The 12727-nt window shown below is 70.2% G+C and carries 11 protein-coding genes; all 11 read left to right on the top strand.

Annotation, left to right across the window (positions count from 1 at the left end):
- Positions 1-5 precede the first annotated feature (5 nt).
- The 11 genes from ABZ876_RS18325 (at position 6) to metK (ending at position 12645) form a co-directional block, all read left to right on the top strand.
- Positions 6-1292, top strand: coding sequence for a dihydroorotase (locus ABZ876_RS18325; protein WP_361781656.1), 1287 nt, complete (start codon positions 6-8; stop codon positions 1290-1292).
- Complete coding sequence (locus ABZ876_RS18320) at positions 1289-1849, top strand: hypothetical protein (RefSeq protein ID WP_361781653.1); 561 nt, start codon at positions 1289-1291, stop codon at positions 1847-1849. Before ABZ876_RS18325 ends, ABZ876_RS18320 begins: the two co-directional genes overlap by 4 nt.
- Positions 1846-2988: a glutamine-hydrolyzing carbamoyl-phosphate synthase small subunit gene (gene carA, locus ABZ876_RS18315; protein ID WP_361781650.1), complete on the top strand. Its 1143-nt coding sequence runs from the start codon at positions 1846-1848 to the stop codon at positions 2986-2988. Before ABZ876_RS18320 ends, carA begins: the two co-directional genes overlap by 4 nt.
- Positions 2981-6289: a carbamoyl-phosphate synthase large subunit gene (carB, locus tag ABZ876_RS18310; RefSeq protein ID WP_361781647.1), complete on the top strand. Its 3309-nt coding sequence runs from the start codon at positions 2981-2983 to the stop codon at positions 6287-6289. The genes carA and carB overlap by 8 nt, the downstream gene beginning before the upstream one ends.
- A 57-nt stretch (positions 6290-6346) precedes the next feature.
- The gene (locus ABZ876_RS18305; protein ID WP_361781644.1) at positions 6347-7453 is read left to right on the top strand and encodes a quinone-dependent dihydroorotate dehydrogenase; all 1107 of its coding nucleotides are present in this window, start codon (positions 6347-6349) and stop codon (positions 7451-7453) included.
- Positions 7450-8295: an orotidine-5'-phosphate decarboxylase gene (gene pyrF, locus ABZ876_RS18300; protein WP_361781641.1), complete on the top strand. Its 846-nt coding sequence runs from the start codon at positions 7450-7452 to the stop codon at positions 8293-8295. The genes ABZ876_RS18305 and pyrF overlap by 4 nt, the downstream gene beginning before the upstream one ends.
- A 275-nt stretch (positions 8296-8570) precedes the next feature.
- Entirely contained in the window at positions 8571-8894 is a 324-nt protein-coding gene (locus tag ABZ876_RS18295) for an integration host factor (protein WP_103844829.1), read from the top strand.
- A gap of 37 nt (positions 8895-8931) precedes the next feature.
- On the top strand, positions 8932-9489 hold the full coding sequence (gmk, locus tag ABZ876_RS18290) for a guanylate kinase (RefSeq protein ID WP_361781636.1): 558 nt from the start codon (positions 8932-8934) through the stop codon (positions 9487-9489).
- Between the two features lie 52 nt (positions 9490-9541).
- Entirely contained in the window at positions 9542-9814 is a 273-nt protein-coding gene (gene rpoZ / locus ABZ876_RS18285; RefSeq protein WP_005319902.1) for a DNA-directed RNA polymerase subunit omega, read from the top strand.
- A 178-nt stretch (positions 9815-9992) separates the two neighbouring features.
- A complete protein-coding gene (gene coaBC / locus ABZ876_RS18280; protein ID WP_361781633.1) occupies positions 9993-11195 on the top strand; it encodes a bifunctional phosphopantothenoylcysteine decarboxylase/phosphopantothenate--cysteine ligase CoaBC in 1203 nt (400 codons plus the stop codon).
- Between the two features lie 241 nt (positions 11196-11436).
- A complete protein-coding gene (gene metK / locus ABZ876_RS18275; protein WP_361781630.1) occupies positions 11437-12645 on the top strand; it encodes a methionine adenosyltransferase in 1209 nt (402 codons plus the stop codon).
- The last annotated feature ends 82 nt before the right edge of the window (positions 12646-12727 follow it).

Genomic DNA, 12727 nt, shown 5'->3' with positions numbered 1-12727 from the left:
GACACATGAGCAAGATCCTGATCCGTGGTGCGAGGGTGCTCGGCGGCGCGCCGCAGGACGTCCTCATCGACGGCGAGATCATCGAAGCGGTCGGTACGGGTCTGCCCGCCGAGGGCGCGCAGGTCGTCGAGGCCGACGGCAAGGTGCTGCTCCCGGGCCTCGTCGACCTGCACACCCACCTGCGCGAGCCCGGCCGCGAGGACTCGGAGACCGTCCTGACCGGTACCCGGGCCGCCGCCGCCGGCGGCTACACGGCGGTGTTCGCCATGGCCAACACCTTCCCGGTCGCCGACACCGCCGGCGTCGTGGAGCAGGTGTGGCGGCTGGGCAGGGAGCACGGCTACTGCGACGTCCACCCCGTCGGCGCCGTCACCGTCGGTCTGGAGGGCAAGAAGCTCGCCGAGCTGGGCGCCATGCACGAGTCGGCGGCCGGCGTCACCGTCTTCTCCGACGACGGCAAGTGCGTCGACGACGCGGTGATCATGCGCCGGGCGCTGGAGTACGTGAAGGCCTTCGGCGGCGTGGTCGCCCAGCACGCTCAGGAGCCCCGGCTGACCGAGGGCGCCCAGATGAACGAGGGCGTCGTCTCCGCGGAGCTGGGGCTCGGCGGCTGGCCCGCGGTCGCCGAGGAGTCGATCGTCGCCCGGGATGTGCTGCTCGCCGAGCACGTCGGCTCCCGTGTGCACATCTGCCATCTGTCGACCGCCGGCTCCGTCGAGATCGTGCGCTGGGCGAAGTCCCGCGGCATCGACGTCACCGCCGAGGTCACCCCGCACCACCTGCTGCTGACCGACGAGCTGGTGCGCACCTACAACCCGGTCTACAAGGTCAACCCGCCGCTGCGCACCGAGCGGGACGTGCTGGCGCTGCGCGAGGCGCTCGCCGACGGCACGATCGACATCGTCGCCACCGACCACGCCCCCCACCCGCACGAGGACAAGGACTGCGAGTGGGCCGCGGCCGCCATGGGCATGGTCGGCCTGGAGACCGCGCTGTCCGTGGTGCAGGGGACCATGGTCGACACCGGGCTGCTCGACTGGGCGGGCGTCGCGGACCGTATGTCCTTCAAGCCCGCCAGGATCGGCCGGGCCGCGGGTCACGGGCGCCCCGTCTCGGCAGGCGAGCCGGCCAACCTCACGCTCGTGGACACGGCATACCGTGGGCAGGTGGACCCCGCGGGCTTCGCCTCGCGCAGCCGCAACACTCCGTACGAGGGCCGTGAGCTGCCGGGCCGTGTCACCCACACGTGGCTCCGGGGCAAGGCCACGCTCGTCGACGGGAAGCTCGCGTGACACCTGTAATCCTGCTCGCCGCCGAGAGGAAATCGGCGGAAGTGACCGACTGGGCCGCTCGCATCGGCTGGCTCGTGGGGCTCGCCCTCTTCGTCGCGCTCGTCTACTGGCTGATGCGCGAGGGCTGGAAGTGGCGCGCCACCCTCCAGAGCGACCTGCCCGGGCTTCCCACCGCGCCGCCGGATGCCGGCCCGGCGAAACTGAACATGAGCGGCCGCTACCACGGCTCCACCACCGCCGGGCAGTGGCTGGACCGCATCGTGGCCCACGGTCTCGGCACCCGCAGCCGGGCCGAGCTCACGCTGACGGACGCCGGCCTCGACGTGGTACGTCCCGGTGCGACCGACTTCTTCGTGCCCGCCGAGCGGCTGCGCGGCGCCCGGCTCGACAAGGGCATCGCGGGCAAGGTCCTCACCGAGGGCGGACTGCTGGTCGTGACCTGGGAGCACGGCGACAAACTGCTCGACTCCGGTTTCCGCTCCGACCGTGCGGCCGAGCACAACGACTGGGTCGACACCCTGAACCACATGATCGACAAGACGGAAGGCGCACGATGACGACCTCCACCAGGGGAATCTGCAAGGTTCCCGCCGTACTCGTCCTGGAGGACGGCCGGATCTTCCGCGGCCGCGCCTACGGGGCCGTGGGGGTGACCTTCGGCGAGGCCGTGTTCTCCACCGGTATGACCGGCTACCAGGAAACCCTCACCGACCCGTCGTACCACCGCCAGGTCGTCGTGATGACCGCCCCCCACGTCGGCAACACGGGCGTCAACGACGAGGACCCCGAATCGCAGCGGATCTGGGTCGCGGGCTACGTCGTGCGCGACCCCGCGCGCGTGCCCTCCAACTGGCGCGCCAAGCGCTCGCTGGACGAGGAACTGCGCCACCAGGGCGTCGTCGGGATCAGCGGTATCGACACCCGGGCGCTGACCCGCCATCTGCGCGAGCGGGGCGCCATGCGCGTCGGCATCTTCTCCGGCCACGCCCTGCCCGACGAGGGCACCATGCTCGCCGAGGTCCGCCAGGCCCCCGAGATGGAGGGCGCGGACCTCTCCGCCGAGGTCGCCACCAAGGAGGCGTACGTCGTCCCCGCGATCGGCGAGAAGCGGTACACCGTCGCCGCGGTCGACCTCGGCATCAAGGGCATGACCCCGCACCGCATGGCCGAGCGCGGCATCGAGGTGCACGTGCTGCCTGCGACGGCGACCGCCGAGGCCGTGTTCGCCGCGAACCCGGACGGTGTGTTCTTCTCCAACGGCCCCGGCGACCCCGCCACCGCCGACCACGCCGTCTCCGTCATGCGGGCCGTCCTGGAGCGCAGGACGCCCCTGTTCGGCATCTGCTTCGGCAACCAGATCCTCGGCCGTGCGCTCGGCTTCGGCACCTACAAGCTGAAGTACGGCCACCGCGGCATCAACCAGCCTGTGCAGGACCGTACGACCGGCAAGGTCGAGGTCACCGCGCACAACCACGGCTTCGCCGTCGACGCCCCGCTCGACAAGGTCTCCGACACGCCCTACGGCCGCGCCGAGGTCTCCCACGTCTGCCTCAACGACAACGTCGTGGAGGGCCTCCAACTGCTCGACCAGCCGGCCTTCAGCGTCCAGTACCACCCCGAAGCCGCCGCGGGCCCGCACGACGCCGCCTACCTCTTCGACCGCTTCGTATCCCTGATGGAGGGCCAGCGTGCCTAAGCGCACCGATATCCAGTCCGTCCTGGTCATCGGCTCCGGCCCGATCGTCATCGGCCAGGCCGCCGAGTTCGACTACTCCGGCACCCAGGCGTGCCGGGTCCTGAGGTCCGAGGGGCTGCGGGTCGTTCTCGTGAACTCCAACCCGGCCACGATCATGACCGACCCGGAGATCGCGGACGCCACCTACGTCGAGCCGATCACCCCCGAGTTCGTCGAGCGGATCATCGCCAAGGAGCGCCCCGACGCCCTGCTGCCCACCCTGGGCGGTCAGACGGCGCTGAACACGGCCATCAAGCTGCACGAGAACGGCGTCCTGGAGAAGTACGGCGTCGAACTGATCGGGGCGAACGTCGAGGCGATCCACAAGGGGGAGGACCGCGACCGGTTCAAGGAGGTCGTGGAGGAGGTGCGCAGGAAGACCGGACACGGCGAGTCCGCCCGGTCCGTGATCTGCCACTCCATGGACGAGGTGCTCGCCGGCGTCGAGCGGCTCGGCGGCTACCCGGTCGTCGTCCGTCCCTCCTTCACCATGGGCGGCGCCGGCTCCGGCTTCGCCCACGACGAGGACGAGCTGCGCCGCATCGCAGGCCAGGGCCTCACCCTCTCGCCGACCACCGAGGTGCTCCTGGAGGAGTCCATCCTCGGCTGGAAGGAGTACGAGCTGGAGCTGATGCGCGACAAGCACGACAACGTCGTGGTCGTCTGCTCCATCGAGAACTTCGACCCGATGGGCGTGCACACCGGTGACTCGATCACCGTCGCCCCGGCGATGACCCTGACCGACCGCGAGTACCAGACCCTGCGCGACATCGGCATCGCCGTCATCCGCGAGGTCGGCGTGGACACCGGCGGCTGCAACATCCAGTTCGCGGTGGACCCCGAGGACGGTCGCGTGATCGTCATCGAGATGAACCCGCGGGTCTCGCGCTCGTCCGCCCTCGCCTCGAAGGCGACCGGTTTCCCGATCGCCAAGATCGCCGCCAAGCTCGCCGTCGGCTACACCCTCGACGAGATCCCGAACGACATCACCGAGGAGACCCCGGCCTCCTTCGAACCGACCCTCGACTACGTCGTGGTCAAGGCGCCCCGGTTCGCCTTCGAGAAGTTCCCCTCCGCCGACTCCACGCTGACCACGACCATGAAGTCGGTCGGTGAGGCGATGGCGATCGGCCGCAACTTCACCGAGGCGTTCCAGAAGGCGCTGCGCTCGCTGGAGAAGAAGGGCAGCCAGTTCACCTTCGTGGGCGAGACCGGCGACAAGGCCACGCTGCTGCGCGAGGCCGCCCGCCCCACGGACGGCCGGATCAACACGGTCATGCAGGCCATCCGCGCGGGCGCCACCCAGGAGGAGGTCTTCGAGGCCACCCGGATCGACCCCTGGTTCGTCGACCAGCTCTTCCTCATCAAGGAGATCGCGGACGAGCTGGCCGCCGCCGAGCGGCTGGACCCCGAGCTGCTGGCCGAGGCCAAGCGGCACGGATTCTCCGACCAGCAGATCGCCGAGATCCGCGGGCTGCGCGAGGACGTCGTGCGCGAGGTCCGGCACGCGCTGGGCGTACGCCCCGTCTACAAGACGGTGGACACCTGCGCCGCCGAGTTCGCCGCGAAGACGCCGTACTTCTACTCCTCCTACGACGAGGAGAACGAGGTCGCGCCGCGCGAGAAGGCCGCGGTCATCATCCTGGGCTCCGGCCCCAACCGCATCGGCCAGGGCATCGAGTTCGACTACTCCTGCGTCCACGCCTCCTTCGCACTCAGCGACGCCGGGTACGAGACCGTGATGGTCAACTGCAACCCCGAGACGGTCTCCACGGACTACGACACCTCCGACCGGCTGTACTTCGAGCCGCTGACGCTGGAGGACGTGCTCGAGATCGTCCACGCCGAGCAGCAGGCCGGCCCGGTCGCGGGCGTCGTGGTCCAGCTCGGCGGCCAGACACCGCTGGGCCTGGCGCAGGCGCTGAAGGACAACGGCGTGCCGATCGTGGGCACATCCCCGGAGGCGATCCACGCCGCCGAGGACCGCGGCGCGTTCGGGCGTGTGCTCGCCGAGGCCGGGCTGCCGGCGCCCAAGCACGGCACGGCCACCACGTTCGACGAGGCCAAGGCGATCGCGGACGAGATCGGCTATCCGGTCCTCGTACGGCCCTCGTACGTCCTCGGCGGGCGCGGCATGGAGATCGTCTACGACGAGGCCCGCCTCGCCGCCTACATCGCCGAGTCGACCGAGATCAGCCCGTCCCGTCCGGTGCTGGTCGACCGGTTCCTCGACGACGCGATCGAGATCGACGTCGACGCCCTGTACGACGGCGAGGAGCTGTACCTGGGCGGTGTGATGGAGCACATCGAGGAGGCCGGCATCCACTCCGGTGACTCGGCCTGCGCGCTGCCCCCGATCACGCTGGGCGGCTTCGACATCAAGCGGCTGCGCGCCTCCACGGAGGCCATCGCGCGGGGTGTCGGGGTGCGCGGACTGATCAACATCCAGTTCGCCATGGCGGGGGACATCCTCTACGTCCTCGAGGCCAACCCGCGGGCCTCCCGCACCGTTCCCTTCACCTCGAAGGCGACCGCGGTGCCGCTGGCCAAGGCCGCCGCCCGGATCTCGCTGGGCGCGACCATCGCCGAGCTGCGCTCCGAGGGCCTGCTTCCGGCGAACAGCGACGGCGGCGAGCTCCCGCTCGACGCGCCGATCTCCGTCAAGGAGGCCGTCATGCCGTGGTCGCGGTTCCGCGACATCCACGGCCGGGGCGTGGACACGGTCCTCGGCCCGGAGATGCGCTCCACCGGCGAGGTCATGGGCATCGACTCGGTCTTCGGCACGGCGTACGCCAAGTCGCAGGCCGGCGCCTACGGTCCGCTGCCGACCAAGGGCCGCGCCTTCATCTCGGTCGCCAACCGGGACAAGCGATCGATGATCTTCCCGGCGCGGGAGCTGGTCGCCCACGGCTTCGAGCTGCTCGCCACCTCCGGCACGGCCGAGGTGCTCAAGCGCAACGGCATCAATGTCACCGTGGTGCGCAAGCAGTCCGAGGGCACCGGCCCCGGCGGCGAGAAGACCATCGTCCAGCTCATCCACGACGGCGAGGTCGACCTCATCGTCAACACCCCCTACGGCACCGGTGGCCGCCTCGACGGCTACGAGATCCGCACGGCCGCGGTGGCCCGCTCCGTGCCCTGCCTGACGACGGTCCAGGCGCTCGCCGCAGCCGTCCAGGGCATCGACGCCCTCAACCGCGGTGACGTGGGCGTCCGCTCGCTCCAGGAACACGCGGAACAGCTGACCGCGGCCCGCGACTAGCAGCCCTCGAGGGGGACATCGGAAACGGTGTCCCCCTCTTGGTGAGGACACAGGGACATGTACAAGCTTTTCTTCCGTCTGGTTTTCTCCCGGATGGACCCGGAACAGGCCCACCACCTGGCCTTCCGCTGGATCCTCCGCGCCGCCCGCATCCCCGTGCTGCGCACCTTCGCCGCCGCCGTCCTCGCGCCCCGCTACCGGGAGCTGCGCACGGAGGCGTTCGGGCTGCGCATGCACGGCCCGTTCGGGCTCGCGGCCGGCTTCGACAAGAACGCCGTGGGCGTCGACGGCATGGCGATGATGGGCTTCGACCACGTCGAGATCGGCACGGTGACCGGGGAGCCGCAGCCCGGCAACCCCAAGAAGCGGCTGTTCCGGCTCGTCCCGGACCGGGCGCTGATCAACCGTATGGGCTTCAACAACGAGGGCTCGCTGGCGGTCGCCGCACGCCTGGCCTCGCGTACGCCCGTCTTCCGGACCGTCGTGGGCGTCAACATCGGCAAGACCAAGGCCGTACCCGAGGCGCAGGCCGTCGGGGACTACGTCAAGTCGACCGAGCGGCTCGCACCGTACGCCGACTACCTGGTCGTCAACGTCTCCTCGCCCAACACCCCGGGCCTGCGCAACCTCCAGGCGACCGAGGCGCTGCGCCCGCTGCTCAGCGCCGTCCGCGAGGCCGCCGACCGCACCGTCACCACCCGGCGCGTCCCCCTGCTGGTCAAGATCGCCCCGGACCTCGCCGACGAGGACGTCGACGCCGTCGCCGACCTCGCCGTGGAGCTGGGCCTGGACGGGATCATCGCCACGAACACCACCATCGCGCGCGAGGGGCTCGGACTGGCCTCCGACCCCGCCCTGGTGAAGGAGACCGGCGGACTGTCCGGCGCGCCGCTGACAACGCGCTCCCTGGAGGTGCTGCGCCGCCTCTACGCGCGCGTGGGCGACCGCATCACCCTGGTGGGCGTCGGCGGCATCACGAGCGCCGAGGACGCCTGGCAGCGCATTCTGGCCGGTGCCACGCTCGTGCAGGGCTACAGCGCGTTCATCTACCAGGGGCCCTTCTGGAGCCGCGCCGTCCACAAGGGACTCGCGGCGCGTCTGCGTACGAGCCCCTACGCCACCCTCGCCGACGCGGTCGGCGCCGATGTGAGGAAGTCCGCATGACCGGTCTGGAACCCTTCGGCGCCCGTCTGCGCCGTGCCATGGACGAGCGTGGCCCGCTGTGCGTCGGCATCGACCCGCACGCCTCGCTGCTGGCCCAGTGGGGCCTGAACGACGACGTGGCGGGCCTGGAGCGGTTCAGCCGCACGGTCGTGGAGGCGATGGCCGAGCGTGTCGCCGTCCTCAAGCCGCAGAGCGCCTTCTTCGAGCGCTTCGGGGCCCGTGGGGTCGCCGTCCTGGAGAAGGCGGTCGAGGAGGCGCGGGCGGCCGGGGCGCTGGTCGTCATGGACGCCAAGCGCGGTGACATCGGCTCGACCATGGCCGCGTACGCCGAAGCCTTTCTCCACCAGGGGTCTCCGCTGTTCTCCGACGCCCTGACCGTCTCGCCCTACCTCGGCTACGGCTCGCTCAAGCCGGCCGTGGACCTCGCGCGCGAGAGCGGCGCCGGACTGTTCGTGCTCGCGCTGACCTCGAACCCCGAGGGCGGCGAGGTGCAGCACGCCGTGCGCCCCGACGGCCGGAGCGTGGGTGCGACGATGCTCGCCCACCTCGCGGCCGAGAACGCGGGGCAGGAGCCCCTCGGCTCCTTCGGGGCCGTGGTGGGGGCCACGCTCGGCGACCTGTCGTCGTACGACCTCGACATGGGCGGCCCGCTCCTCGCGCCGGGCATCGGCGCCCAGGGAGCCACTCCGGCCGACCTTCCCCGGGTCTTCGGCAAGGCCGTGCGCAACGTGGTGCCGAACGTCAGCCGGGGCGTGCTGCGGCACGGTCCCGATGTCGTCGCGCTGCGTGACGCCGCGGAACGCTTCGCGGAGGAGATCCGGGCCGCCGTGGCGGCCGGCTAGACCTTCCGAGGCGGTCGCGGGAGTCGTCATGGGCGTGTCCACGGAGCCGCTTGAGTCTGAATACATCCTCAAATCCGGGGCAGTATGTCCCAAAAGTCCGGCTCGACAGAGGCTGACCAGGACTTTTCCGCTGTTCTCGCTGACTCTGGCGGACTTGCCCGCTAGTCTCCGACGAGAGAACGGGCAAGCGTGTTGCTCGTGGCTCCCCAGGTGTGGGGCGACTAGGTTCCTCACCGGTCCGTATCCGACAGTTCGACATCCGAGGTGACGTAGGCGTGGCTCTTCCGCCCCTTACCCCTGAACAGCGCGCAGCCGCGCTCGAAAAGGCCGCCGCGGCTCGCCGGGAGCGGGCCGAGGTCAAGAATCGACTCAAGCACTCCGGCGCCTCCCTGCACGAGGTCATCAAGCAGGGCCAGGAAAACGACGTCATCGGCAAGATGAAGGTCTCCGCCCTCCTCGAGTCCCTGCCGGGCGTGGGCAAGGTCCGCGCCAAGCAGATCATGGAGCGACTCGGGATCTCCGAGAGCCGCCGTGTCCGTGGCCTCGGTTCCAACCAGATCGCCTCCCTGGAGCGCGAGTTCGGCGGCACCGCCAGCTGAGTCCGGTGCACTCCGGGATTGCTGGAATAATCGCTGCATGAGTGAACGTCCGCGGCTGACCGTGCTCTCCGGCCCCTCCGGGGTCGGCAAGAGCACGGTCGTCGCCCATATGCGCAAGGAGCACCCCGAGGCCTGGCTCTCGGTGTCGGCGACGACCCGTAAGCCCCGCCCGGGTGAGCGGCACGGTCTCCACTACTTCTTCGTCACCGACGACGAGATGGACAAGCTGATCGCCAACGGCGAGCTGCTGGAGTGGGCCGAGTTCGCAGGCAACCGCTACGGCACGCCGCGGGCCGCCGTGCTGGAGCACCTGGAGGCCGGCGTGCCGGTCCTGCTGGAGATCGACCTCCAGGGCGCCCGGCAGGTCCGCGAGTCCATGCCCGAGGCGCAGCTGGTGTTCCTGGCTCCGCCCTCCTGGGAGGAGCTGGTGCGCAGGCTCACCGGACGCGGCACGGAACCGCCCGAGGTGATCGAGCGCCGCCTGGAGGCGGCCAAGATCGAACTGGCGGCCGAGCGCGAGTTCGACCAGACCCTGGTCAACACCTCGGTCGAGGACGTGGCGCGCGAGCTGCTAGCCTTGATGAACGTTGTGTGATCAGGGTTGTGTGATCAGGTCTGATCTTTTCCCATCTTTCGGAAGGCAGAGCGTGTCCTCTTCCATCACCGCGCCCGAGGGCATCATCAACCCGCCGATCGACGAGCTCCTCGAGGCCACCGACTCGAAGTACAGCCTCGTGATCTACGCGGCCAAGCGGGCCCGCCAGATCAACGCGTACTACTCGCAGCTCGGTGAGGGCCTCCTCGAGTACGTCGGTCCCCTCGTCGACACCCACGTCCACGAGAAGCCGCTCTCGATCGCCCTGCGTGAGATCAACGCGGGTCTGCTGACCTCCGAGGCCATCGAGGGCCCGGCGCAGTAAGTCGGACAGTGCGGCATGTCATAGCGGCATACCGCATGCATATCGCCGTATCGCGATAGGTTTTTCCACAGGCCCGGCAGTGCCTCTGCCGGGCCTGTGGTCTGCTCGGGGGTGCGGGGGCCGTCCCCCCGCGGTGATGCAGCATGGGGATGTACGTATCCGAGTCCGGGGAGAGACGGTGGACAAGCCCAAGGTCGTTCTGGGGGTCAGCGGCGGCATCGCCGCGTACAAGGCGTGCGAGCTGCTGCGCAGACTGACCGAGTCCGGGCATGACGTCCGCGTCGTGCCCACCGCCTCCGCGCTGCACTTCGTCGGAGCCGCGACCTGGTCGGCGCTCTCCGGCCACCCCGTCTCGACCGAGGTCTGGGACGACGTCCACGAGGTGCCCCACGTACGCATCGGCCAGCAGGCCGATCTGGTCGTCGTGGCCCCCGCGACGGCGGACGCCCTCGCCAAGGCGGCCCACGGTCTCGCCGACGACCTTCTGACGAACACCCTCCTCACCGCCCGCTGCCCGGTCGTCTTCGCCCCCGCGATGCACACGGAGATGTGGGAGCACCCGGCCACCCAGGAGAACGTGGCCACGCTGCGCCGGCGTGGAGCGATAGTCATCGAACCGGCGGTCGGCCGCCTGACCGGCGTCGACACGGGCAAGGGTCGACTGCCCGACCCGGCAGAGATCTTCGAGGTCTGCCGCCGCGTGCTGGCCCGGGGCGCGACCGAGCCGGACCTCCGGGACCGTCACGTCCTCGTCACCGCCGGCGGCACCCGCGAGCCCCTCGACCCCGTCCGGTTCCTCGGCAACCGCTCCTCCGGCAAGCAGGGCTACGCCCTCGCGCGCACGGCCGCCGCCCGGGGCGCCCGCGTCACCCTGATCGCCGCGAACACGAGCCTGCCCGATCCGGCCGGAGTGGACGTCGTCCGGGTGGGCACGGCCGTACAGCTGCGCGAGGCGGTGCTGAAGGCGGCCGCCGACGCGGACGCCGTGGTCATGGCGGCCGCGGTGGCGGACTTCCGCCCCGCCGCCTACGCTTCCGCGAAGATCAAGAAGAAGGACGACCAGGACCCCGGGCCCATCGCCTTGATCAGGAATCCGGACATTCTCGCCGAGATCTCGGCCGACCGGGCCCGCCCCGGCCAGGTGGTCGTGGGCTTCGCCGCGGAGACGGACAACGTGCTGGTCAACGGCCGCGCGAAGCTGGAACGCAAGGGCTGCGACCTGCTCGTGGTCAACGAGGTGGGGGAGCGCAAGACCTTCGGTTCCGAGGAGAACGAGGCAGTGGTGCTCGGGGCCGACGGCAGTGAGACCCCCGTGCCGTACGGGCCGAAGGAAGCACTGGCCGAGACGGTGTGGAACCTCGTGGTGCGCCGCCTGTCCTGAATACGTCCCTCGCCTCGAGGCCCGCTCGAACCTTGCCACATTCCCGCGTGGCGGCCCTGGAAAAGAGCGCGCGGCATTGGGCAGAATGCGCGTGCCGCAGGTCACAGGGCTCCCGAGAGGCGAGACAGGTGGGCCGGCGGTCGAGCGCGACCGATAAACTGTTCTCGGACGACGCCGGGTGCAGCCCCCCGTCCCGTCCGCCAATGATCAGCCAGCAGCCGCTGCAACCCCAGGGAGCGTTGTGTCCCGTCGCCTGTTCACCTCGGAGTCCGTGACCGAGGGTCACCCCGACAAGATCGCTGACCAGATCAGTGACACCATTCTCGACGCGCTTCTGCGTGAGGACCCGACCTCCCGGGTCGCCGTGGAGACGCTGATCACGACCGGTCTGGTGCACGTGGCCGGCGAGGTCACGACCAAGACGTACGCGGACATCGCGACGCTGGTGCGCAACAAGATCCTGGAGATCGGCTACGACTCGTCGAAGAAGGGCTTCGACGGCGCGTCCTGTGGTGTCTCGGTGTCGATCGGCGCGCAGTCCCCGGACATCGCGCAGGGTGTGGACACGGCGTACGAGTCCCGTGTCGAGGGCGACGACGACGAGCTGGACCGCCAGGGCGCGGGCGACCAGGGCCTGATGTTCGGCTATGCGACGGACGAGACCCCGACGCTGATGCCGCTGCCCATCTTCCTGGCGCACCGCCTGTCCAAGCGCCTGTCCGACGTCCGCAAGAACGGCACCATCCCCTACCTGCGCCCGGACGGAAAGACCCAGGTCACCATCGAGTACGACGGTGACAAGGCGGTCCGCCTGGACACGGTGGTCATCTCCTCGCAGCACGCGAGCGACATCGACCTCGAGTCGCTGCTCGCCCCCGACATCCGTGAGTTCGTCGTCGAGCCGGAGCTGAAGGCCCTGCTGGACGAGGGCATCAAGCTGGAGACCGACGGCTACCGCCTGCTGGTCAACCCCACGGGCCGCTTCGAGATCGGCGGTCCGATGGGTGACGCGGGCCTGACCGGCCGGAAGATCATCATCGACACCTACGGCGGCATGGCCCGGCACGGCGGTGGCGCGTTCTCCGGCAAGGACCCGTCCAAGGTGGACCGCTCGGCGGCGTACGCGATGCGCTGGGTCGCCAAGAACGTCGTGGCGGCGGGCCTGGCCTCCCGCTGCGAGGTGCAGGTCGCATACGCGATCGGCAAGGCCGAGCCGGTCGGCCTGTTCGTGGAGACCTTCGGCACGGCCAAGATCGACGCCGAGAAGATCGAGCACGCGATCACCGAGGTCTTCGACCTCCGCCCGGCCGCGATCATCCGCGACCTGGACCTGCTCCGCCCGATCTACGCCCAGACCGCCGCGTACGGCCACTTCGGCCGCGAGCTCCCCGACTTCACCTGGGAGCGCACGGACCGTGTGGAGGCACTGCGCGCGGCGGCAGGGCTGTAAGCCGTCCCCCGCTCGTGCACGAGGCCCGGCTCCCCTGAGGGAGCCGGGTCTTGGCATGTCACCCACCCAACGGCCGCCCGCG

The sequence above is a fragment of the Streptomyces sp. NPDC046931 genome (assembly GCF_040644655.1).
Lineage (GTDB): Bacteria > Actinomycetota > Actinomycetes > Streptomycetales > Streptomycetaceae > Streptomyces.
Note: the sequence above shows the minus strand (reverse complement) of the source record. Positions and strands in the feature narration are given on the sequence as shown.